The organism is Prauserella rugosa (genome assembly GCF_000719975.1).
Lineage (GTDB): Bacteria > Actinomycetota > Actinomycetes > Mycobacteriales > Pseudonocardiaceae > Prauserella > Prauserella rugosa.
Window position 1 is genome coordinate 129,247 of the sequence record NZ_JOIJ01000006.1, and the last position, 23,068, is coordinate 152,314.

Below are 23,068 nucleotides of genomic sequence, written 5' to 3' on the forward strand. Positions count from 1 at the left end.
CCATGGCCACGACACCGACCCGGCGTGTCCGCACCGTCGTCACCGCCACCGCCTGCACCGGCGTACTCCTGGCCGCCGCGGCCTGCGGGGGCGCCGGTGGGTCCGATTCGGACACCATCGTCATCGGCTACTCCGGTCCGTTGAGCGGAGGTGCGGCCGCCTACGGCAAGAACATCCAGGACGGCCTCCGGTTGGCGATCGACGACCTGAACCAGCGCGGCGTCACCGTCGACGGCCAGGAGTACCGCGTCGAACTGAAGTCGCTCGACGACCAGTACGCCCCCGACGTGGCGGCGACCAACGCGCAGCGGCTGGCCGAACAGGACGACGCCGCGGTGGTGTTCATCCCGCACGCAGGCGGAATCCAGGCCGCCCAGGAACTCAACTCCAGCCGCACCGAGTTCCTGCTCGGCGCCTACAGCTCCGACCCGAAGATCGTCGACCAGGGCAACGAGCTGACGATGATGATTCCGCCGAGTTTCCAGAGCTACGTCGCCCCGTTCGTCGACAAGCTCATGGAGGGCGACGCGCAGAAGCTGGGCCTGCTCGGCACCTCCAGCGAGTACGGCCAGGAATGGACGGCGTTGGTGTCCGAGGAGTGGCGCAAGAAGGGCGGCCAGGTGCTCGGCGACAACAGCGTCGACTACAGCACCGTGTCCGACTTCGCGGGGCCGGTGTCGCGCACGCTCGCCGACCAACCGGACGTGATCTTCATCGGCGGACCGTCCCAGCCGACCGCGTTGATCGTCGAGGAAGCGCGCAAACAGGGTTACGACGGCTCGTTCCTCGTCATGGACCAGGCGAAGTTCGAGGAGATGGAGGAGTTCACCGATCCGAAGAACCTCAACGACGCCATCGGGGTCAAGCCGGCACGCGACTACGACGACCCCGGAACCCAGGACCTCGTCGACCTGTACGCCGAGAAGGTGACCAAGGAGCGTCCGCTCACCAGCGAGGTCGCCCTGAACTACCAGGCCGCCGCCATCGTCGTCAGCGCCATGCGACAGGCGGGCACGATCGAGGACTCGCGCGCCATCCGCGAGGCATTGCCCGAGGCGATCGGCGAGGTCGACGATCACTTCCACGTCACCGGATTCCCCACCGAGATCACCGACGCCGGGCATCTGCGCAACATGGATCTCGAGGCCGCGTACCGCACGCCACAGGGCGAGTACGAGTACCTGCCCATCGACCAGCCCGACGAGTGACCGGCGCCGCCGTGTCCACCGACTGCCGACAACCCATCAAGGACGGCACATGACCCTGTTCATTCAGCAGCTGTTCGAGGGACTGGCCCTCGGCGGCGTGTACTGTCTGGCCGCGATCGGGCTCACCCTCGTCTTCGGCGTGCTGCGCATCCCCAACCTCGCGCACGGCGCGCTCTACATGCTCGGCGCCTACGTCACGTACTTCTTCCTCGTCTCCGTGGGAGTTCCCTACGTGGCCGCGATCGGCATGGCCGCCGTCGTACTGGCGGTGATCGGCATCGCGCTCGAACGGCTGGTGTTCCACCCGCTGCGCAATGCTCCGCACACCCACCACATGATCGCCGCCGTCGGTGCGATGTTCTTCTTCCAGTCCGTCGCACAGGCGATCTGGGGCGCCGACTTCCGCCGCATGGACTCACCGATCACGGGCAGCGTGACGATCCTCGGCACCCAGGTGTCGTGGCAGCGGATCGTCATCGTCGTCACCGCGGTCCTCGTGCTGGGTCTGTTGACGTGGTTCATCAAACGGTCGGTGCACGGGCGCACGATCGAGGCGATCGAACAGGACCGCACCGGCTCCTCGCTCGTGGGGATCAGCCCGAGCAAGGTCTCCATGCTCACGTTCGGACTCGCCGCGGCGCTGGTCACCATCGCCGCGGGCCTCGTCGCCCCGATCAACCTGCTCTCCCCCACGATGGGCGACGCGCTCAGCCTGAAGGTGTTCGCGATCATCATCCTGGGCGGTCTCGGATCGCTGCCGGGCGCCATCGTCGGCGGGTTCGCACTGGCGATCACCGAGGTGATGACCTCGACCTACGTCTCGGCGGTCGCCGGCGAGGTCGTCGCGTTCGTGGTCATCGTCCTCGTACTGGCCATCCGACCGACCGGACTGTTCGCAAGGGCGGTGCAACGATGACGACCAGGCTCTCCCCGAAACTCCTGGGCACGCTGCTGGTGGCGCTCGCGCTGCTGGTGGCTCCGCTCACCCTCGGCGGCGAGGAGTACGTGCTGCGGGTGCTGACCGTCGGCGCGACGTACGCCATCGCCGTGTACGGCATGAACCTCATCCTGGGCCTGACGGGTCAGCTTTCCCTGGCACACGGCGGATTCTTCGGCATCGGCGTGTACGTCGTCGGACTGCTCACGACCGACTACGGTTGGACGTTCTGGCCGTCGCTGCTCGTGGCCGTCGCCGCCACCGCCGTCGGTGGCTACGTGGCCGGCATCGTGGCGCTGCGCACCCGCGAGGAGTACTTCGCCATCTTCACGATGGCGATGGGCTTCATCATCTTCCTCGTGATCAGCCGTTGGGAGTCGGTGACCCACGCCCACTCCGGTGTCAGCGGGGTCAAATTCCCCGAGGGCTTCGGAGTGCTCGACTTCTCCGAGCCGGTCGTCATGTACTACCTCGTCCTGCTGTTCCTGCTCGGGGCCGGGTACGTGACCTACGCCGTGCGCCGGTCCGGCATCGGCCGCACGCTGGTGGCGATCCGCACGTCCGAGGACCTCGCGCGCTCGATCGGCGTCAACGTGGGGCTGAACAAGCAACTCGCCTTCGCCGCGTCCACCACGTTGGCCGGACTCGGCGGCGGCCTGTTCGCCGCCGTGCAGGGATTCGTCGGGCCGAGTGCGGCGAGTATCGACCTCACCTTCGAGATGCTCATGTTCATCCTCGTCGGCGGCCTGGGCACGGTGATGGGCCCGGTGGTGGGCACGTTCGTCGTGCTGTTCCTGTTCGAGTACTTCCAGGACTTCGAGGCCTACCGGTTCATCGTCCTGGGCCCGATCATCGTCGCCCTGGTGATCTTCGCTCCGCGCGGCATCGTCGGCTATCTCAACGCGTTCGCCGACGCCCGCCGCTCCCGCTCCCCCGGCGGGCGTGCGGACGCGACCGGCCCGCCCACCGGCGAACTCGACCCGCCGCCCACGACGACCCCGGCAGGCTCCACGACCGAGACGAGGGAGGCGCTGTGACACTGCTGGAAGCACGCGGACTCGGCAAACACTTCGGTGGACTCCACGCGGTGCAGGACGTCGACCTCGACGTCCATCCCGGACACGTCACCGCGATCATCGGCCCCAACGGTGCCGGCAAGTCCACATTGTTCAACCTGCTCGCCGGGTTCTACCGGCCGACCTCCGGAACGGTGCGGATGGACGGGCGGGACATCACGGGCATGAGTCCGCATCGGATCGTCGCGCACGGCATCGCGCGGACCTTTCAGACCACGAGCCTGTTCGGCGACGCGACGGTGCTGGACAACGTGCTCTCGGGCCGCATCGTGCGGTCGCGCTCGACGGTCGTCGACGCGGTGCTGCACACCCCGCGCCACCGCAGGGAGGAACGGACGAACCTGGACAAGGCGATGGAGGTCCTCGAGTTCACCGGCCTCACCGAGTACCGCAACGACCTCGCCGCGCGCGTCCCGCAGGAGGCGCAGAAACGGGTGTCGATCGCACTGGCACTGGCCACCGAGCCCCAGCTGCTCCTGCTCGACGAACCGGCGGCAGGGTTGACCGAGGAGGAAACCGAAGGGTTCGCCCGGTTGATCCGCAGGATCGTCGACCGCGGGGTCACCGTGTGCCTCGTGGAGCACCGGATGTCCATGGTGATGAGCCTGGCCGACCACATCCTGGTACTCGACCACGGCAGGGAGATCGCCTCCGGCACCCCGGATGCCGTGCGCACCGATCCCCAGGTGATCGAGGCCTACCTCGGCACCCACCACGACGACGGCCCCGACCACAACGCCGACAGCAACAGTGCCGATCACAACAGTGCCGATCACAACGGTGCCGACAAGAACACCACCGGCCGGGACGTCGCGGGTCGCGGCGCGGAGAAGGGCGGGAACACATGCTGACCGTGCAGGGTTTGTCCGCCGGATACGACACCGCCGACGTGCTGCATTCGGTCGACATCACCGCACGCTCCGGCGAACTCACGGTGATCCTCGGGGCGAACGGTTCGGGCAAGACGACGCTGTTCCGCACGATCAGCGGACTCGTGCGGCCGAGGGAGGGCGACATCGAGTTCGACGGCAGACGGCTACCCGGACTGCCCGCCGACCGCATCGTCAAGGCCGGCCTGGCGCACTGCCCGGAGGGCAGGCACCTGTTCGCCAAGATGCCGGTGGAGAAGAACCTGGTCCTCGGCGGTTACGTCCGCAGGCGTGACCGCGCCCGGCTGCGGGAGCTGCTCGAGCAGGTGTACGAGCTCTTCCCAATGCTGCACGAGAAACGCCAGCAGCCGGCCGGGACGCTCTCCGGTGGACAGCAGCAGATGGTGGCCATCGGCAGGGCACTGATGTCCGATCCGGCGTTGCTGATCCTCGACGAACCGTCCATGGGACTGGCGCCGCTGGTCACCGAGCAGGTGCTGGAGGCGGTGGCCCAGATCAACCGCAACGGGATCGCGGTGCTGCTGGCCGAGCAGAACGCCCAAGCCGCCCTCCGCATCGCCCACCGCGGCTTCGTCCTGGCCGAGGGCCGCGTGGTGTTGTCCGGCGATGCCGCCGACCTGCTCCGGGACCCGACCGTGCGGGAGGCCTACCTCGGCGTGTGACCGCGACCCCACCCGATCGATCAGGGTTGGTAGAGGTCGCACGGTCCGGTGTAGACGGCCTCGACGTTGCCACCGGAGTGTTCGGCGAGCCAGTCCTCGAAGGGTGCGATGTCGGCGACCGCGACGGTGAGCGTGACGTCGGCGCCGTAGTCGACCTCGCGCAGCAGGTACGGCGAGTTGCGCAGGTCGTTCTCGAGACGTCCCGCGCGGTCGTGCGGCACCGACAGCATCATCTCGTGGTACCGGACACGGCGGAGCCTGCCGACGACGTCCAACGTCTCGGCCAGCACACCCGAGTAGGCGCGGATGAGACCGCCCGCGCCGAGTTTCGTCCCGCCGAACCACCGCGACACGACGGCGACGACGTCGGTCAGGTCGCGGCGCGTCAGCACCTCCAACATGGGCGCCCCCGCGGTGCCTGCCGGTTCGCCGTCGTCGTTGCTGCGCGCGACCTGTCCCCCGTCCTCGGGGTCGCCGATGCGCAGCGCTGTGCAGTGGTGGGTCGCGTCCGGTCCTTCCTTGCGCACCCGGGCGATCACCGCGCGGGCGGCGTCGAGGTCCTCGACGCGCGCCACGACACAGCGGAACCGGGAACGCTGGATCTCGACCTCGTGTTCCCCGTCCCGCGCGATCACACCCACGCCGCGAGTGTAGGCGAGCGTCCCACGGTGACCGCGCGAGCAGACCACGGTGGTGGCCTCGACCACCGCGACCCACGTGCACATCCGCCGCCGGCCGTCGCGTCTGCGCGTGACCCGCCGCCGAGATCACGACGCAATCCGGCGGAAATATCGGCGTTCTAACGTCCGACGGCCGGCCGTGCTCCGCACGCGCCGGGCCCACCAGCACCGAGGAAATGGAGCGACACGCGTGCTCAGAAGGCACTCCCAGCGGGTCCGCCACGCCGGACTCGCCCTGTCCGCCGTACTCGCCTGCACGACGATCTCCCTCACCGCACCCCAGGCCGTCGCCGCGCCGACCCCGCCGGGCCTGCTCGCCAAGCAGGACCCGACCACGTTCACGCTCACCGACACCCTGACCGCCCTGCGGACCCACCGGGTCACCGCCGTCGAACTCCTCGAGGCCTACCTCGAGCGGATCGAGACCTACGACCGCAACTACAACGCCTTCACGCAGATGAATCCCGACGCCATGGCCGAGGCGAAGGCCTCGGACGAGCGGCGCACGCATGCGAAGAAGGACGTGGGACCGCTCGACGGCGTCCCGGTCGTGATCAAGGACTCGCTCGACGTCGCGGGCATGCCCACGACGTCCGGCTGGGCGTTGACGTCCCCGATCGCCGACGGCGTCGCGCTGGTACCGGAGAAGGACTCCGCGGTCGTCTCCCGGCTGCGGGAGGCCGGCGCCGTCATCGTCGGCAAGACGAACCTGCCGGTGCTGGCCGGATCCGGGTCGAACGCCAACAACTCCGCGTACGGGCCGACCTTCAACGCGTTGAACCAGGAGTGGGCGCCGGGCGGTTCCTCGAGCGGCTCGGCGACGTCGGTGGCCGCCGATTTCGCACCGGCCGGCATTGCCGAGGAGACGGGCGGGTCCATTCAGAACCCGGCGTCGGCCCAGTCGCTGTACGCGGTGAAACCCACCTTCGGGCTGGTGCCGAACACGGGCAACTTCCCCCTCGCGGGCAACACCCGCGACGTGCTCGGCCCCCTCGTCAAGTCCCCCGAGGATGCCGCGCTGATGCTCGACGTCATGGCGGGTGAGCACGAGGACGATCCCAAGACCGACGGCGCGGTCGTCCCCGACGGCGGCTACACCTCGGCGCTGTCCCCGCGGGCACTCGACGGCGCGCGGATCGGCCTCTACGGCCCGGGCTGGCGTTCCGGCGAGGACGGTGAGCTGTCCCCGGAGACCGCGGCACTCTACGACCGTGCGGTCGCGAAACTCGAAGCACAGGGCGCGACCGTCGTGGCGGACCCGTTCGCGGGGTCGGGATTCGCCGACATCGCCGAGGTCGGCGACGGGGGTTACGACGACCGCGGCAGCGTGGGCAACGCCCACGCCATCGAGGAGTACCTGCAGGGACTGGGTGACACCTCGCCGGTCGGGTCGATCGAGGAGCTCGACGCGTGGGCCGACGAGAACGGTTTCGCCGACGACGAGCGCATCGACGAGATGGTGGAGAAACTGGCCACCGAGCCCGAGGTCGACGAGGAGTTCGTCCGGGCCTCACGGCAGTACCAGCGGGTCTTCGCGCGGGTCATGAAGGCCCGCGACCTCGACGCGCTCGTGTTCCCGCAGCAGCTCGAGGAGATTCCGGGCATCTACGACGGCGAGATCGAGGCCTCCACGGTGTCGGAGATCAACATTGCGGGTCTGCCGGGGGTCGTGGTGCCCGACGGCACGTACCGCAGCGGTAAACCCTTCAACCTGATCTTCGTGGACGAGAAGTGGAGCGAGGCCGAGCTCCTCGGCTACGCCTACGACTACGCCGAGGCCTACGGCGGGCGCACCGTCAACCGGGATCTGTCCCACACCCCGGGCCCGGAGCGTCCGTCCATGCAGGACTGACCGAGCGGGCCCGCGACGTGCGGATCCGGTGTGGACGGTGGTCGGCCGCTCGCGTCCGGGACCACCGTCCGCACCGGCGCCGCCGCGTCACCGGAAGGCGGCGCTGTCGACGGGGAAGTCGAAGTACTGATCCGGATACGGCTCCTGCGTGAGGTTGTAGTGCCACCATTCGGCGCTGTAGTTCTCGAGGCCGACCGAGGTGAGCGCGTCCCGTAACCGGTCACGATTCTGCCTGGCCGCACCGGTCACGCGCGGATCGTCGGTGTGGGACAGACTGTCGAAACAGTCGTATCCCGTTGCCATGTCGACACTGTTGTCGGACGCGCGCCGGTCCTGCGGTGCCGTGCACGGGGTCAGCGGCTGTCCGGGCACGTAGTCGCGTTGTGCGGCTGCCGGCAACCGCACCAGGGTGAGGTCGACGGAGCTGCCGCGGCTGTGTCCCGAGCGTTCGGCGAGCCAGCCGTCGGCGAACAACCGGGACTTGTCCGCGTCCGGGTAGAACTCGCGTTTCATCCGCTGGTCGCCGTCCGAGGCCCACGCCACGAACCGGTCGACCGCGCGCTGCGGCCGATAGCAGTCGTAGACCTTCAGGCCGTAGCCCTGGCCGCGCAGCTGCTGTTGCGCGCGGTGCAGCGCTTCGGCCAGCGGCCGGGTCAGCACGCACATCGGTTCGTGGTAGCCGGGGACCGGACGGCCGGTGAAGTTGTGCGGCGTCGCGTACCGCATGTCCTCGATGATCGAGGCGTCCACGTCGCGCAGCCGCACAAATTCGTCCGGCGCGGGCGGCACCTTCCGGGCCGGATGCGGCCGCTGCCCGTCCGGACTGCTCTGCCGGCCCTGCGGCTGCGTGGACGGGGGCGAGCTCGGCGCGTCCGACGTCGGAGAGGCGGGTGCGGACGCGCGCGGGGACACCGACGGCGACGAGGCGGGCGGCTCGCTCACCCCGCACGCCGCCAGGAGCATCATCGCCGCCGGCACGGCCAGTCCCCGGAACACGCGTCCCATGTCGTCACGGTAACGGCGACGAGCAGGTCCTTCAGCGCGAAGCGCGTCCGCCGGGTGAGCACCACACTGACATCTGTCACGGCCGGTCGATGACGTCCGCGCTACGCACCGGGCCGCGCCGCGGCCGAGACTGACGGACATGAACCACGAACCCGTCATCTCCGCCCGCGACGTGCGGTTGTCGTTCCCCGACGGTGCCGGCGGACGTGTCCGCGCCGTCGACGGGATCGACCTCGACGTCGCCCGCGGCGAGGTCCTCGCGCTGCTCGGCCCCAACGGGGCAGGCAAGACCACGCTGCTGGACCTCGTCCTCGGTCTGGCCACGCCGGAGTCGGGCCGGGTCACCGTCGGCGGGCGGAGTCCCCGGGTCGCCGTCCGCGAGGGCAGACTCTCGGCGCTGTTGCAGACCGGCGGCCTGCTTCCCGATCTGACGGCCGCCGAGACCGTGCGGATGATCGCCGCACTGCACGCGAACCCGGCGGACGTCGACGAGGTCATCGACATCGCGGGCGTACGCCCGTTTGCCGCACGCCGAGTGGGTGCCTGCTCGGGCGGGCAGCAACAACGCCTGCGGTTCGCGCTGGCCCTGCTCCCCCGGCCCGAGATCATCGTGCTCGACGAACCGACCGCAGGCATGGACGTCTCCGCACGGCACGAGTTCTGGGATCGCATGCGCGCCCAGGCCGATCTGGGCGTCACGGTCGTGTTCGCGACCCACTACCTCGAGGAGGCCGAGCAGTTCGCGCGGCGAACCGTGCTGCTGGACAAGGGCCGCGTACTCGCCGACGGACCGACGGACGACGTGCGCGCCCGCGCAGGCGCCGCCTACGTGACGGTCACGTGGTCACCGGCCGCAGGCGAGCTGGAGCGCGTGCCGCACGTGGCCGAGGCCTCGGCCGAGGGTGCACGGATCACGTTCCGCACCGACGACGCCGACGCACTCGCCCGGCACCTGCTGACCGAGACCGCGGCACACGGTCTCGCCGTCCGGCCGGCGAGCCTGGAGGAAGCGTTCCGCCTGCTGACCGCCGCACCCACCGCCGGGCACACCGGCCACCCCGAGGAGGTCTCGGCATGACCACCGCGACGCCCGCACCGTCGGCCCGGGCACGGTCCGCAGGCCGGCCCGACCTCGTCCGCTACGTGGCCATGGACTTCTGGCGGAACCTGCGCAACGTCGGCAACAGCTTCTTCGTCATCGTGCTGCCCACCGCGCTGTTCCTGTTCTTCGGTGCCTCGATGTCGTGGTCCGGCGAATCGGTCGGCGTCGGCAACGTGAGCGCGTGGACCATGATCGCCATCGCCTCCTACGGCGCCGCGATGGCGACGACCTCGATGGCCGGCTCGGCCGCGTTGGAGATCCAGCAGGGCTGGGGCAGGCAGCTGGCGCTGACGGCCATGCCGCACAGCGCCTTCGTCCTGGCCAAGACCGTCGTGTCGGTGGCCATCGCGACGCTGCCGGTGCTGGTGCTCAACGTCGCGGGCGTCTTCACGGTCGCCGACATGCCCACGGGGACCTGGCTGGCCACCGCCGCGTTGACGGTCGTCGGGGCGTTGCCCTTCGCGTTCTACGGCCTGGCCGTCGGCCTGACGTTCCGTTCCGACGCCGCGGTCGGCACGGCGACCGGCCTGTTGGTGATCCTCAGCTTCCTCGGCAACGCGTTCATGCCCCTGGACGGGGTACTGCTCGATATCGGCCGGTTCACCCCGATGTACGGCATCGTCGCCCTCGCCCGGTATCCCCTCACCGAGGGCAATCTCGTCTCCACCTCCGGAGCCACCGATTACGATCCACTGTGGACCGTTCTGGCCAACGTGGGCGGATGGACGGCCGTGTTCGCCGTCGCCTGCCTGATGCTGCAGCGTCGCCGCACCGCGCGCCGCTGATTCCGGGCGGGCCCGGCATCGGGCAGGATGAGGGGATGGGGATGCGCATCTACCAGCTGCTGTACGCGGGCGTGTGGCTCGTGTTCCTGGCCATTCCCACCACGGCTGCCGTCACCGCCGACGTCCCCGTCGCACTGCGCGTGCTGGCGGTGGTGGCCACGCTGTGCTTCGCGGTGCTGTACCTGGAGACGTTCTGGCACCTCCCGGAGCAGGACAGTGCGCACGCGCGGCGCTGGGCCGTGGGACGGGTGGCAGCGCTGGCGGCGCTGGCCGCCGTGACCGTGCCCGCTTCCGGCTACATGGCGGTCACGTTCTCCTGCTTTCTGGCGGCCATCCTGGTGTTCGCGCTCCCGGTACGGATCGGGCTGATCAGCGGGGTCTGCGTGTGGACCGCCGCCGCGGCGGGGACGCTGCCGTTCGTCGACACCTTCTGGCCCCTCCTCGGCACCGGTATCGGCGTGCTGTTCATCGTCGTCATCCGCCTCGCCGAGGACGTCGAACACCGCCAACGCGACGCCGAGCACGAACTGCGGCACGCGGCCCAGCGCGACGCGATCGCCCGCGACGTCCACGACGTGCTCGGGCATTCGCTGACGGTGCTGTCCATCCGCGCCCAGCTGGCAGGACGACTCATCGACCGGGATCCGCAGCAGGCCCGCGAGGAGATCGACCGCATCGACGCACTGGCGCGCGAGTCCCTCGCACAGGTTCGCTCAACGGTCGCCCGCCTGCGCACGCCGCAGCTGGCCAGCGAGGTGGACACGGCCAGGGAGGCGCTCGCGGCTGCGGGGATCACCGCCGACCTCGACGTGCACACCGTGGACGACGCCGACGCCGAGCTGTTCGCCTGGGCGCTGCGCGAGGCCGTGACCAACGTCGTCCGGCACTCCGGGGCGTCGACGTGCCGGGTCCGGATCCGTCCGGGCATGCTCGTGGTCTCCGACGACGGCGTCGGGATGGACGGGCAGTCCGGGGGCACCGGATTCGGCCTGCGTGGGCTGCGCGAACGGGCGACGGCGAGCGGTGCCCGGCTGTCGATCGTGCCTCGGTGTTCCGACGCCGAGCGTCCCGGAACCGTGGTGGAGGTCGAGCGCACATGATCCGTCTCCTGCTGGCCGACGACCAGGACCTGGTCCGCGGCGGCCTCGCCGCGCTGTTGTCACTGGAGCCGGACCTCGAGGTCGTCGCCGAGGTGGGGCGCGGCGACGCGGTGCTGCCCGCGATCACCGCACACGACCCGGACGTCGCGCTGATCGACATCGAGATGGCCGGCGGTGACGGCATCGAGGCGACGGCAGCCGTGACGGCGTCCGGTGCGCGGTGCCGCTGCCTGATCGTCACGACGTTCGGCAGGCCGGGCTATTTGCGCCGGGCCATGGAGGCCGGGGCCGCGGGGTTCGTCGTCAAGGACACCCCCGCCGATCAACTCGCCCAGATGGTGCGCAGAGTGAGCCGCGGCGAGCGCGTGGTCGACCCAACCCTGGCGGCCGATTCGCTGGCGGGTGGCATCGACCCGCTCACCGACCGGGAACGCGAGGTGCTCAGGGCCGCGGCCGACGGCGCGTCGGTGCGCACCATCGCCGGACGGCTGCACCTGTCCCCCGGCACCGTGCGCAACCACCTGTCCTCGGCCATCGGCAAGACCGAGACGGAGAACCGATACGCAGCGGCCCGCACGGCCCGCGACCGCGGCTGGATCTGACCTCCGCGTATTGATATGCATGGTTAGCCTGACTCAGCATCGACGTTCAGATCCTCCGAGGATTCACCCACACGAACCGATCGGGCGCGACAATTCCTTGACATAGATTGCGGGCCGACCCAATACTGCTCGCCGTGTGACCCAGGCCTCACTCGGCGCCCGCGGCCTGTTCCGGATCAGTCGTCGGATCAAAGGAGATCCCGCATCATGACCGCTCTCCAGGACGCGCCCGACATCCTGTCGGCGGAGTTCGCCCGGAATCCCTACCCGTACTACCGGATCATGCGGGACCAGCACCCGTTGATCTGGCACGAGGGGATGCAGAGCTACATCGTCTCCCGATACGACGACGTCGAGAAGGCGTTCCGCGACCCGGTGTTCACCAGCAAGAACTACGACTGGCAGCTCGAACCCGTGCACGGCAGGACCATCCTGCAGATGGACGGACGCGAGCACGCCACCCACCGGGCGCTCGTGTCCGCGGCGTTCCGGGGCAACGAGCTGGAGACGAAGTTCCGGCCGGTCATCGAGCGCAACAGCCGCGAGCTGATCGAGCGTCTGCGTGGCCGGAATCCGGTCGACCTCGTCGAAGCGTTCGCCACGCGGTTCCCGATCAACGTCATCGTCGACATGCTCGGACTTCCCAAGAGTGACCACGACCGGTTCCACCGCTGGTACACGTCGATCATGGCGTTCCTGTCGAACCTCACGCAGGATCCCGACGTGATGGCCGAGGGCGCGCGTACGCGCGACGAGTTCGCGGCGTATCTGATTCCGATCATCCGGCAGCGCCGCGCCGATCCGGGCGACGACCTTCTGTCCACTTTGTGCGCGGCCGAGATCGACGGCGAACGGATGACCGACGAGGAGATCAAGGCCTTCTGCAGTCTGCTGTTGACCGCAGGCGGCGAAACGACGGACAAGGCGATCACCAGCATGATGAAGAACCTGCTCGAACACCCCGAGCAGCTCGACGCCGTTCGCGCGGACCGGACCCTCATCGGAGCGGCGTTCGCCGAGACACTCCGGTTCTCCCCTCCGGTGCACATGATCATGCGCCAGCCCGACGAGGATGTCGAGCTCTCGGGCGGTGTCGTGCCCGCGGGCAGCACCGTCACCTGTCTCATCGGCGCGGCGGGCCGGGACGACCGGCACTACGCGAACCCCGAGAACTTCGACATCTTCCGCGACGATCTGACGACCACGAAGGCGTTCTCCGCCGCGGCCGACCATCTCGCCTTCTGCCTGGGCAGGCACTTCTGCGTCGGTGCGATGCTGGCGAAGACGGAGATCGAGATCGGCGTCGGCATGCTGCTCGACGCCATGCCGACGGTGCGGTTCTCCGACGGTGCACCGCCGGAGGCCGGGGTGTTCACGCGCGCACCGACCGAGCTCTGGGTCGACTGCACGCCGGCCTGAGCCGCGTCCCCGGGCGGGCCGGACGTCTCAGACGTCGGCCTGGACCAGGCGCCAGCCGACGTCGCCGCCGACCTCGGCCGACTCCGCCCAGTGGGCGTCGACGTCGCGGCGCAGCAGTGTCCCGCTCCACCAGCGGGCACTGGTCGAGGCCACCACGCGGTCGTGATCGTTGAGCAGGACCGTGTCCGCGGGCCCCGACCGCACCGACTCCAGCAGCAGGCGTTCCACGCCTTCGACCGCGACGTCGGCACCCAGCACGTCGACGAACCCGTCGGGGTGCGCCACGGGAACGGCCATGGTGACGGTGTGCTCGTTCGTGCCCGCGAAGTCGACGAACGGCCCGGTGACCGCAGGCCGGCGACTCCGCTGCGGCCGGGAGAACCATTCCTTGCTCGCGTAGTCGTAGAAGTAGTGGTGCTGCGGGTCGAGTTCGTGCGTGACGAAGTGGGCGGGTTCACCGTCGTCACTGCGCCACCACTCCATCCACCGCGGCGCGTCGGCCAGATGATCCTCGTCGAACGCCAGACCCACGCCCTGGGCGAAACCGCGATGCCGGTCGAGCAGCGCGAGCAGTGGCGGCTTCACCTGCGCCAGATCCGCGCGCCGGGGCGGCCGTCCGCCGCGCGCGAGGATCCCGACGATCTCGGTCGCCGTGGAATCCAGATCCGCGAGCAGCGTGTCGACCCGCGCACGGACGCGTTCGGCGGAACGGCGCAGCGACTCGGGAGCATCGTCGGTCACGACTCTCCTCCTTCTCGCGTGCGCGGCGTGGTCATCATGATTCACCCCGGACCACCAGGTCCAGATGCAGATCGAGCAGGTGCTGCACGCGGCGTTCCACGTTCTGCATCGCCGCGGCGCGCGCGGCCTCGGCGTCGGCGGCCTCGATCGCGGCGACGAGCTCGGCGTGCGCGCTCTCGGTGACGGGGTGATGCTCCGCCTCGCCCCCGACCATCCAGAACAGCGACGCCAGCTCGTCGTGCAACTGCACGATGGACTGCGTCAACCGCACCGAGTGGGCGATCACCCCGATCTCGATGTGGAAGCGGCTGTCGGCCCGCCGCCGTTCGTCCGCGGTGTCGGCGGCACGGAACTGCTGGGCCAGCGAACGCAGCCGCTCCACGTCGTCTCCGGCCGCCCGCTGGGCGGCCAGTCGTGCCGCGCCCCCGATCACCGTGGCACAGGCGTCACCGAGATCACGCAACGAATCGGCGCCCCACTCGCGCAGTTCGTGGCGCACCGCCTCCGGAGCCTGCTTCGACACGGCGCGGACGAAGCTGCCACCGCCCCGTCCACGCCGGGTCTCGATGACCCCGCGCTGGCGCAGCGTCTCCAGCGCCTGGCGCAGTGTTCCGGTGGAAACGCCCAGTTCGGCGGCCAGTTCCGATTCCGGGGGAAGTCGGTCGCCGTGGCTGAGCAAGCCGACGTCGATGGCGGTCTCCAGTTGGCGCGCCACGTTGTGGGGCAGTCCCGGACCGTCGCCGGCCGACGGTCTCAGGTACGCAGCGAAACTCGACACCGCCCACCCTTCTCTGCTCATCCGGCCGGTCCGATCGTGAGGGCCCGCTCCGACCCGCGCGACGTGCGCATATGCACCTTCGGCCCCTTCCGTCACGGTACGACACCGCCGCGGTGCGCCTGCCGCACCCGGTTCCATACCACCTTGTCATTTAAATTTGAGTGTTTTATGTTTCCAGCGCCGCCATCCACTCGGGTGTCGCCGACAGGGGTTCGACGCCCGGGCGACCCGGACCGGCCGTCAGCCGTGCGATGTCGCACCGCCCACGGCGGGGCACGCCCGCGGCCGACAGGAGACCGCAGATCCGCCCGCACGAGATCGGAGCATTGACGTGACCGAACCGCCACTTTCCGCGCCGACGAGCTACGACCGGGTCTGGACCAACTGGGCGGGAAACCACACCGCCACCGCGGCGATCTACGCCCGGCCGCGCGACGAGGACGAGGTCGTCGACGCCGTCCGCTATGCGATCCGGCAGGGCATGAACGTGCGGGTCGCCGGCACGGGGCATTCGTTCACGCCGATCGTGCCGACCGGTGGGCTCATGCTCGATCTGACCCAGCTCAGTGGCGTGACGACGACCGATCCGCAGCGCCTGCGCGCGACGGCGTTGTCGGGCACCACCGTCGGCAAGCTCGGTGAGCCGTTGTGGAACGCCGGACTGTCACTGTCCAATCAGGGCGACATCGACAAGCAGGTCATCGCAGGCGCACTCTCCACCGCGACGCACGGTTCGGGCATCGAACTGCCCAACATGTCCGCCGCGATGCGCCGCGTGCGCCTGGTCAACGGCCACGGCGAGGTCGTCGAGATCGGCGAGGACCGGATGCGCGAGCTGCGCGCGGCGCAGGTGGCGATCGGTTCGCTGGGGGTGATGCTCGAGGTCGAGCTCGCCGTCTCCCCCGCGTACTACATCAAGGAGGAGATCAGCTATCGGCCGTGGGAGGAGATCGAGGCGAACTGGGATGCGCTGATCGCCGACCACCGGCACTTCTCGTTCTTCTGGTGCCCTGCCGACCACTCCGTCGATCTGTACCAGTTGCCGGCACCTCCCGATCAACCGATGCACAACCACTGCTACGTCAAGATCTACGACGAGGTCGAGGTCACCGAGCCGGACGGACTGGTCTCCGACGACGTCGGCAACCGCACCGACCGTGCCTACCGTGTCTACCCTGGCGGCTACGACGAGCCGTTCCACGAGATGGAGTACATGGTCGCCGCCGAGCACGGACTCGAGGCGCTGAACACGATCCGCAGGCTCATGCTCGACGAGTTCCCCGACCAGTTCTATCCGATCGAGGTCCGCTGGACCGCCGCCGACGACGCGTACCTGTCGCCGAACTACCGGCGCGACACGATGGTGATCTCCGTGTCCGGCGCGCCCGGCACGGACTACTGGCCGTTCCTGCGCGCCGTCGACCAGCGACTGCAGCCGTACCAGGCCCGCCCGCACTGGGGGAAGATCCACTTCATGACGCGGGACCGGCTGCCCGAGCTGTTCCCCGAGTTCGACACGTTCCTGGCCGTGCGCCGGGAGTTCGATCCGGACGGTGTGTTCCTCAACGACCACCTGCGCCCGCTCCTTCGCTGAGCCGTCCCCCACCGGAAAGGAGGAGGGCGCGTGGAGTCCTTCGGGAACCTGATCATCTACATCATGATGGCGTTCGTCCTGATCGGAGCGATCGCCTCGATCCGCGACGACGAGAACGGCCTCGGTAAGGAGTTCAAGGAGGGTCTGCACTCGATCGGTGCGATCTTCATTCCCGTCGCCGGGATCATGGCCGCCATCCCGTATCTGTCGGCACTCGTCGAATCGGCGGCCGGTCCGCTGTTCGACGCGATCGGCGCGGATCCGGCCATCGCCGCCACCAGTCTGATCGCCGTCGACATGGGCGGCTACCAGTTGGCCCACGAGACCGCCGCCACGACCGGCGGCTGGATCATGGCCGCCGTGGTGGGCTACATGGCCGGGGCCACGATCATCTTCACCGTGCCGGTCGGCATGGCCATGGTGGACAGACGCGACCACCGTTACATGGCGCTGGGCATCATGTCCGGTGTGCTGGCGATCCCGATCGGCGTGCTCATCACGACGACGCTGTTGGTCGCGACGTCGACGACGGTGCGCGGCGAGGTCTCCGGAACCAGCGCGTCCGACACGGCACTGTCCGGATTGGACACGGGTGCGATCCTGCTGAACCTGTTGCCGCTGACCGTGTTCGTCCTCGCCCTCGCCGCGGCGCTGTGGTTCGTACCCAACGTGATGATCCGCCTGTTCATCTGGTTCGGCCGGATCCTGGACGCGCTCTTGAAGCTCGTGCTGGCGGTGAGCATCATCGAGCACTTCACCGGCGTGTTCTCCACCGTGTTCGGCAGCTGGGGCTTCGACCCGATCATCGCCGACACCGAGGATCAGTACCGGGCGCTGGAAGTCGCGGGCAACATCGGCATCATGCTCGCCGGTGCGTTCCCCATGGTGTACATGCTGCGCAAGGGCCTCGCCCGGCCGCTGGGTGCGCTCGGCCGGCGCGTCGGCATGAGTGCCGAGGGCACGGCCGGCCTGCTCGCCGCGGTGGCGAACGTGCTCGCGCTGTTCCGGCTCGTGCGGCACATGCCGCCGAAGGACAAGGTGCTGTGCATCGCCTTCGCCGTCTGCGCCGCGTTCCTGGTGGGCGACCACCTGGCGTTCACGGCGAACTTCCAGCCGAACCTCATCGGCCCGCTGCTGGTGGGCAAGCTCGTCGGCGGTCTGCTGGCGATCGGTCTGGCGGCACTCATCACGATGCCCGTCGTGCGCGCCCTCGCCGCACAGGAACGCGACGAGGACACCGCACCGGCGGCGTCCTGACCACACGCGACGGACCTGCCGCAATCACGCGCGAACTGTCACGCGCCACCGGCCGCCCTCCCACCGGGGAGGGCGGCCGGTCGTTCATGGCGTCCCCGCGACATCACCGGCGACGGGACGGGAGAAGTACAGCACCTCGGCGGTCCGCCCGGACGGCGCGGTGTCCGTGCCGCGGCCACGGCATACGAACCCCGCCGCGACGAGCACGCGGTGGGATGCCGCGTTCTCCGGCATGGTTCGGGCGGTGAGTTCGCTCAGACCGCTGCCGCTCGCGAAGCGAGCGGCGAGTGCCAGACCGGCGGCGGTCACCCCGGATCCGCGATGCGCCGGGTGCACCCAGAACCCGACCTCCGCCCGCCGGTCGGTCACGTCGAACAGCACCACGCTGCCCAGGAACTCGTCCCGCTCGATGTCGGCGACGGCAAGGACCGCGAGGTCGCCACGCGCCAACCCCGGCAGCACCTCCCGCTCGATCATCGACCGCACCGACTCGGGTGTGTACTCGGGCTCAGGCAGATGTCCGTACCGCCGCACGTCCGGGTCCGCGGAACCCTCGGCGAACGCGACCGCATCGCCGAAGCTCAGCGGACGAAGGCGCACCCGTTCATGGCACAGCGGAAGCAGATCGGCGTCGAGCATCCACTAAAACTAACATAGGTCGGATAACATGGTCCGCGTGAGCTACTGGGACCATCGCAAACCTGTCCGGCGGGAACGCGCGGTCGACATCGATGCGGCAGCACAGGCGGCGGTCGACCTCCTCGACTCCGGCGGCCTACGGGCGCTGACCCTGCGCGCCGTCGCGAACCGACTCGAGGTCGCCCCGCCGAGCCTGTACTCCCGCGTGGAGTCCGTGGACGACCTGTTCGACCTCGCCCTCGACCGGGCACTCGGGTGTGACCCCGAACTGACCCGGACCGTGGACGAGGCCGGCATCGAGGAGCTCGTGCTCTCCTACTACCGCCATGTCCTGCGCCACCGCTGGGTGTGCCACGTGATCGCGATGCGCGCGCCGCGAGGACCGCACTACCTTCGCCTGTCGGAACGACTGTGCACGCTGCTGGTCGACAGCGGGGTCGCTGCTCCGCTGAGTGCCGCGTACGCACTGTCGAACTTCGCCATCGGCAGCGCCGCCACCGCACCCGTCGCCGGCAGCGAACACCACGCTCCGGTGGATCCGGCGTCGGCACCGACGTACGCTCGCCTGCACCGGCGACAACGTCATGCCGACGCCGAACGCACTGTCCGCGAAGGCATCGCCGCCCTGGCCGCGCATTTCGGCGCACGCGGCTGACGCCGACCTCTCCGCCGGCGCCGACCCGGAGCCCGGCCGTCAGCGGGCGGACGCACCCGCTTCGGTGATCGCCTCCCATACGCGACGCGGTGTGACGGGCATGTCGATGTGGTCGACGCCGAGCGGCTGTAGCGCATCGAGCACTGCGTTGACCACCGCGGGCGTCGAGGCGATCGAACCGGACTCCCCTGCCCCCTTCGCTCCGAGCGGGTTCGTCGGTGACGGCGTGACCGTGTGGTCGAGCGTGAAATCGGGCAGCTCGGCTGCACCGGGCACGAGATAGTCGGCGAGCGAGGCACTCGTGAGGTTGCCGTCGTCGTCGTACTCGGCTGCCTCGTACAGCGCCTGGCCGATGCCCTGTGCGATACCGCCGTGCATCTGGCCGTCCACAATGGCCGGATTGATCACGGTTCCGCAGTCGTCGACGCCGTAGTACTCGGGGATGGTGACCTTGCCCGTCTCGGTGTCGACCTCGACGACGCACACGTGCGTGCCGAACGGGTAGGTGAAGTTCGGCGGGTCGAAGAACTGCTCCTCCGACAGGCCCGGCTCCATCCCCTCCGGCAGATCCGCGGCCAGATAGGCGGCACCGGCGACCTCCTGGATCGTGACGCTGTTGCCGGACACACCCGCGACGGAGAACGCGCCGTCGGCGAACTCGAGGTCCTGCTCGGCCGCCTCCAGCAGATGAGCGGCCAACGTGCGCGCCTTGGCACGCACCTTCTCGCACGCCAGGTACACCGCCGTGCCACCCACGGCGGCGCTGCGCGAGCCGTAGGTGTCCAGTCCGTACGGCGCCGATCGGGTGTCGCCGTGCACCACCTCGACGCTGTCCATCGGCACGCCGAGCCGGTCCGCGACGATCTGCGCCCAGGTCGTCTCGTGCCCCTGCCCATGGGGCGACGTCCCGGTCACCACCTGGACCGCGCCCGTGGACAGCATGCGCACACTTGCCATCTCCCATCCGGGAGCACCGAGCCGTAGCGCCGCGGTCATCTTCGACGGCGACAGGCCACCGTTCTCGGTGTAGCTGCACAGTCCGATCCCGAGCTGAACGCGATCGCCGGACTCCCGCCGACGTCGCTGCTCGGCACGCAGCCGTTCGTAACCGGCGAGTTCGAGCGCCTTGTCGAGCGCGAGCGGGTAGTTGCCGGAGTCCATCTCCAGGCCGGCAGGCGTCGCGGCGCCGTTGTCGAACGGCGGATGGTAGTTGCGCCTGCGTATCTCCGCCGGGTCCATGTCGAGCCTGCGCGCCAGGGCGTCCATCGCACGTTCGACGCCGTAGATGCCCTCGGTCCTGCCCGCACCACGATAGGAATCCGTCGGCGTCTTGTTCGTGAACACGCCCGTGCACTCGATCGAGAACGAGCCGAACGCGTACACGCCGGGGAAGATGAAGGCGCTCAGCAACGGGATGCCGGGAGTCAGCAGCTGCAAGTAGGCGCCCATGTCGGCGAGCAGACGCACGCGCATGCCCAGGAGCGTGCCGTCCTTGCGGGCGGCGAGTTCCACGTACTGGACCTGCCCGCGCCCGTGCGTCATCGACTGGCTGTCCTCGGACCGGCTCGCCGTCCACTTGACCGGCACCGACAGCCGGCGCGCCAGTGCGATGCCGATGCACTCCTCGGGGTAGACGTTGAGTTTGCCGCCGAACCCGCCCCCGACGTCGGGGGCGACGACACGGAGCTGGTGTTCCGGGACCGCACACACCCCGGCCAGAACGCTGCGCAGGATGTGCGGAATCTGGGTCGAGGAGTACAGGGTGTAGCCCTCACCTGTGGGCTCGGGCACCACGACGACGGCGCGCTGTTCGAGCGGCGTCGGCTGAAGGCGTTGCTGCACGTACCGCTCGGACACGGTGACCTCGGCCTCGGCGAACGCCGCGTCCACCTCACCCGTCGCCAGCGACCATGTGTAGCTGGCGTTCGTGCCGAACTGCTCGTGCACGAGCGGCCCTCCGGCCAGACCGTCCTCCACGTCCAGCACGGGGTCGTCGGGCTCGTAGTCGATGTCGATGTGACCGAGGGCGTCCTGGGCGGACGCGGCGTCGGTCGCCGCCACCACCGCCACCGCCTCACCGGCGAATCGCACCCGGTCGACGGCCACCGGCAGGTGATCGGGGATCTTGATGTCCTCGGTCACCGGCCAGGCACACGGGATGCCCGACCATTCGTCGGCGAGATCGGCGCCGGTGAACACCCCGACCACACCGGGACAGCGCGCGGCCTCGGTGACGTCGATCGAGCTGATGCGGGCGCGCGCGAACGGACTGCGCAACACCGCGACGTGCACGGTGCCCGGAGGGGCGATGTTGCCGGTCCATCTCGCCTTGCCCGTCAGCAGCTGGGGATCCTCCCTCCGGGGGACCGCAGTTCCCACACTCGGGCGGAGCGTCTCGGTCATGGTTCACCCTCCTGCTACAGCGACGACACCTCGGTTCGGACAGGGACCGGCCTCCGGCACAGGAGCATCCACAGTGGATGCACCGACTCCGGTGCGGTTACAGCGTTTCCGGCATCAGCTCCTCCAGCCACCGGGTGTGCACGGCTCCGGCGCGCACGTCGGGTTCGTCGAGCAGGCGGCGGTGCACCGACACGGTCGTCGGAACTCCCTCGACCCTGAGTTCGGCGAGCGCTTGGCGGGCACGGGCCAGAGCGGTGTCTCGATCGGGGCCCGAGCAGATGACCTTGGCGATCATCGAGTCGTAGAACGGGCTGATGCGATCGCCCGCCACGAACCCGGTGTCGACGCGCACGCCCGGGCCACCGGGCAGGTCCAGGCGGGTCAGCGTGCCCGGGGTCGGCTGGAACCGGTTGTCGGGGTCCTCGGCGTTGATCCGCAACTCGACGGCGGCGCCGCGGATGCCCACCTCGTCCTGGCCGAACGAGATCGGCTCGCCCGCGGCGATCCGCAACTGCTCGCTCACCAGGTCCACGCCCGTGATCGCCTCGCTGATCGGGTGTTCCACCTGGATCCTGGTGTTCATCTCGATGAAGAAGAACTCGCCCGACGGTGTCAGCAGGAACTCCACGGTTCCCGCACCGAGATATCCCACCTGGCGCGCGAGTCTCACGGCCGCGTCGTTGATGTCCGCCCGCGTCCGCGCCGGCAGTCCGGGGGCCGGCGCCTCCTCGATGAGTTTCTGGCGGCGCCGCTGCACCGAGCAGTCCCGTTCGAACGTGTGCACCACGGTGCCGGCCGTGTCGGCCAGAATCTGCACCTCGATGTGGCGTGCGCCGTCGATCGCCCACTCCAGGTACACCGTGTCGTCGCTGAAGGCTGCTCGTGCCTCGGCCTGCGCCGCGGGCAGCGCCTCCGCCAACTCGGCGGCCGAGGCCACCGGCCGGATGCCGCGGCCTCCGCCTCCCGCCGCGGCCTTGAGCAGTACGGGATAGCCGACGTCATCGGCGGCCGCGAGCGCCTCGTCGACGTCGCCCACCGGTCCGCTGCCCGGCACCACCGGCACGCCCGCCCGCCGCGCGGCCTCGCGCGCGGCGGCCTTGTCGCCCATCGTCTCGATCGTGGACACCGCAGGCCCGACGAACGTCAGCCCCGCGTCGGCGAATTCCTTGGCCGCACCGGCGCGTTCGGACAGGAACCCGTAGCCGGGATGCACCGCATCGGCACCGGTCGATCGTGCGGCCTCCACCAGCGCCGCCGAGTTCAGATAGGACTTGGCCGCGGCGGACTTGCCGATGTGCACGGCGGTGTCGGCCAGCTGAACCCACCGGCCGTGCTCGTCGGCGTCGGAGTAGACGGCCACCGTCTCCAGTCCCGCGGCGTGTGCGGCGCGGATGATGCGCACCGCGATCTCGCCGCGGTTGGCCACGAGCACACGCCTCATGTCTCACCCAGCCGCACGATGTCCTGGCCCACGTCGACCTCGTCGCCGTCCTCGACGAGGAACTCGGCGACGGTGCCCGGTGTGTCGGCCTTCACCTCGTTGAACGTCTTCATCACCTCGATGAGGGCGATGGTCTGGCCCGCGCTGATCGACTCGCCGTCCTCGACGTAGACCGGCTTTTCCGGGGCGGGCCTTCGGTAGAACACGCCCGGCATCTGAGCCTTGATCGTCGCCATGTTTCG

General features: G+C 69.5%; 22 protein-coding genes. 14 read left to right on the top strand and 8 right to left on the bottom strand.

Annotated features, from left to right (window positions below; all coding sequences use genetic code 11):
• Positions 1-2 precede the first annotated feature (2 nt).
• From IF64_RS0110720 to IF64_RS0110740, 5 genes are read left to right on the top strand one after another with little or no spacing between them, the layout of a single operon-like run.
• On the top strand, positions 3-1,208 hold the full coding sequence (locus IF64_RS0110720; RefSeq protein WP_030531907.1) for an ABC transporter substrate-binding protein: 1,206 nt from the start codon (positions 3-5) through the stop codon (positions 1,206-1,208).
• Positions 1,209-1,257: 49 nt separating this feature from the next.
• Positions 1,258-2,124, top strand: a complete 867-nt coding sequence (locus IF64_RS0110725; RefSeq protein WP_030531908.1) for a branched-chain amino acid ABC transporter permease — start codon at positions 1,258-1,260, stop codon at positions 2,122-2,124.
• Positions 2,121-3,182, top strand: a complete 1,062-nt coding sequence (locus IF64_RS0110730) for a branched-chain amino acid ABC transporter permease (RefSeq protein ID WP_051757713.1) — start codon at positions 2,121-2,123, stop codon at positions 3,180-3,182. The genes IF64_RS0110725 and IF64_RS0110730 overlap by 4 nt, the downstream gene beginning before the upstream one ends.
• Positions 3,179-4,072, top strand: coding sequence for an ABC transporter ATP-binding protein (locus tag IF64_RS0110735; protein WP_084705783.1), 894 nt, complete (start codon positions 3,179-3,181; stop codon positions 4,070-4,072). Before IF64_RS0110730 ends, IF64_RS0110735 begins: the two co-directional genes overlap by 4 nt.
• A complete protein-coding gene (locus IF64_RS0110740; RefSeq protein ID WP_030531911.1) occupies positions 4,066-4,773 on the top strand; it encodes an ABC transporter ATP-binding protein in 708 nt (235 codons plus the stop codon). Before IF64_RS0110735 ends, IF64_RS0110740 begins: the two co-directional genes overlap by 7 nt.
• A 20-nt stretch (positions 4,774-4,793) precedes the next feature.
• Here IF64_RS0110740 and IF64_RS0110745 read toward each other — a convergent pair whose 3' ends face one another.
• Complete coding sequence (locus tag IF64_RS0110745) at positions 4,794-5,414, bottom strand: IMPACT family protein (protein WP_030531912.1); 621 nt, start codon at positions 5,412-5,414, stop codon at positions 4,794-4,796.
• 229 nt (positions 5,415-5,643) lie between these two features.
• Between IF64_RS0110745 and IF64_RS0110750 the strand changes: the two genes are divergently transcribed.
• The gene (locus tag IF64_RS0110750) at positions 5,644-7,305 is read left to right on the top strand and encodes an amidase (protein ID WP_169741938.1); all 1,662 of its coding nucleotides are present in this window, start codon (positions 5,644-5,646) and stop codon (positions 7,303-7,305) included.
• A gap of 87 nt (positions 7,306-7,392) precedes the next feature.
• Here the strand turns inward: IF64_RS0110750 and IF64_RS0110755 are convergent, their stop codons facing one another.
• Complete coding sequence (locus IF64_RS0110755; protein WP_246134689.1) at positions 7,393-8,310, bottom strand: M15 family metallopeptidase; 918 nt, start codon at positions 8,308-8,310, stop codon at positions 7,393-7,395.
• Between the two features lie 139 nt (positions 8,311-8,449).
• Between IF64_RS0110755 and IF64_RS0110760 the strand changes: the two genes are divergently transcribed.
• The 5 genes from IF64_RS0110760 to IF64_RS0110780 all read left to right on the top strand — a co-directional run bounded on the left by IF64_RS0110760 (position 8,450) and on the right by IF64_RS0110780 (position 13,318).
• Positions 8,450-9,388, top strand: a complete 939-nt coding sequence (locus tag IF64_RS0110760; RefSeq protein ID WP_051757716.1) for an ABC transporter ATP-binding protein — start codon at positions 8,450-8,452, stop codon at positions 9,386-9,388.
• Positions 9,385-10,197: an ABC transporter permease gene (locus IF64_RS0110765; RefSeq protein WP_030531916.1), complete on the top strand. Its 813-nt coding sequence runs from the start codon at positions 9,385-9,387 to the stop codon at positions 10,195-10,197. The genes IF64_RS0110760 and IF64_RS0110765 overlap by 4 nt, the downstream gene beginning before the upstream one ends.
• A 35-nt stretch (positions 10,198-10,232) precedes the next feature.
• On the top strand, positions 10,233-11,297 hold the full coding sequence (locus IF64_RS0110770; protein ID WP_051757719.1) for a sensor histidine kinase: 1,065 nt from the start codon (positions 10,233-10,235) through the stop codon (positions 11,295-11,297).
• A complete protein-coding gene (locus IF64_RS0110775; RefSeq protein WP_030531918.1) occupies positions 11,294-11,899 on the top strand; it encodes a response regulator transcription factor in 606 nt (201 codons plus the stop codon). Before IF64_RS0110770 ends, IF64_RS0110775 begins: the two co-directional genes overlap by 4 nt.
• A 207-nt stretch (positions 11,900-12,106) precedes the next feature.
• Positions 12,107-13,318: a cytochrome P450 gene (locus tag IF64_RS0110780; protein WP_030531919.1), complete on the top strand. Its 1,212-nt coding sequence runs from the start codon at positions 12,107-12,109 to the stop codon at positions 13,316-13,318.
• 27 nt (positions 13,319-13,345) lie between these two features.
• Here the strand turns inward: IF64_RS0110780 and IF64_RS26020 are convergent, their stop codons facing one another.
• Both IF64_RS26020 and IF64_RS0110790 read right to left on the bottom strand, forming a co-directional pair.
• Positions 13,346-14,059 carry a cache domain-containing protein gene (locus IF64_RS26020; protein WP_048807819.1) on the bottom strand — a complete coding sequence of 238 codons (714 nt, stop codon included), beginning with the start codon at positions 14,057-14,059 and terminating at the stop codon, positions 13,346-13,348.
• Between the two features lie 34 nt (positions 14,060-14,093).
• Complete coding sequence (locus IF64_RS0110790) at positions 14,094-14,858, bottom strand: FadR/GntR family transcriptional regulator (RefSeq protein ID WP_169741939.1); 765 nt, start codon at positions 14,856-14,858, stop codon at positions 14,094-14,096.
• A 310-nt stretch (positions 14,859-15,168) separates the two neighbouring features.
• Between IF64_RS0110790 and IF64_RS0110795 the strand changes: the two genes are divergently transcribed.
• Positions 15,169-16,431 carry a D-arabinono-1,4-lactone oxidase gene (locus IF64_RS0110795; RefSeq protein WP_051757722.1) on the top strand — a complete coding sequence of 421 codons (1,263 nt, stop codon included), beginning with the start codon at positions 15,169-15,171 and terminating at the stop codon, positions 16,429-16,431.
• 30 nt (positions 16,432-16,461) lie between these two features.
• Positions 16,462-17,688, top strand: a complete 1,227-nt coding sequence (gene eutH, locus IF64_RS0110800) for an ethanolamine utilization protein EutH (protein WP_030531923.1) — start codon at positions 16,462-16,464, stop codon at positions 17,686-17,688.
• 84 nt (positions 17,689-17,772) lie between these two features.
• Here the strand turns inward: eutH and IF64_RS0110805 are convergent, their stop codons facing one another.
• Positions 17,773-18,327 (bottom strand): GNAT family N-acetyltransferase, encoded by a 555-nt coding sequence (locus IF64_RS0110805; RefSeq protein WP_030531924.1) that lies wholly within the window; start codon positions 18,325-18,327, stop codon positions 17,773-17,775.
• Positions 18,328-18,364: 37 nt separating this feature from the next.
• On the opposite strand from IF64_RS0110805, the gene IF64_RS0110810 reads away from it, so the two are divergent.
• On the top strand, positions 18,365-18,982 hold the full coding sequence (locus IF64_RS0110810; protein WP_030531925.1) for a TetR/AcrR family transcriptional regulator: 618 nt from the start codon (positions 18,365-18,367) through the stop codon (positions 18,980-18,982).
• Between the two features lie 39 nt (positions 18,983-19,021).
• On the opposite strand, the gene IF64_RS0110815 is transcribed toward IF64_RS0110810, so the two are convergent.
• From IF64_RS0110815 to IF64_RS0110825, 3 genes are all read right to left on the bottom strand, one after another.
• Positions 19,022-21,385, bottom strand: a complete 2,364-nt coding sequence (locus tag IF64_RS0110815; protein ID WP_030531926.1) for a xanthine dehydrogenase family protein molybdopterin-binding subunit — start codon at positions 21,383-21,385, stop codon at positions 19,022-19,024.
• A gap of 97 nt (positions 21,386-21,482) precedes the next feature.
• Complete coding sequence (locus tag IF64_RS0110820) at positions 21,483-22,826, bottom strand: acetyl-CoA carboxylase biotin carboxylase subunit (RefSeq protein WP_030531927.1); 1,344 nt, start codon at positions 22,824-22,826, stop codon at positions 21,483-21,485.
• Positions 22,823-23,062: an acetyl-CoA carboxylase gene (locus tag IF64_RS0110825; protein WP_030531928.1), complete on the bottom strand. Its 240-nt coding sequence runs from the start codon at positions 23,060-23,062 to the stop codon at positions 22,823-22,825. Before IF64_RS0110825 ends, IF64_RS0110820 begins: the two co-directional genes overlap by 4 nt.
• Between the last annotated feature and the right edge of the window lie 6 nt (positions 23,063-23,068).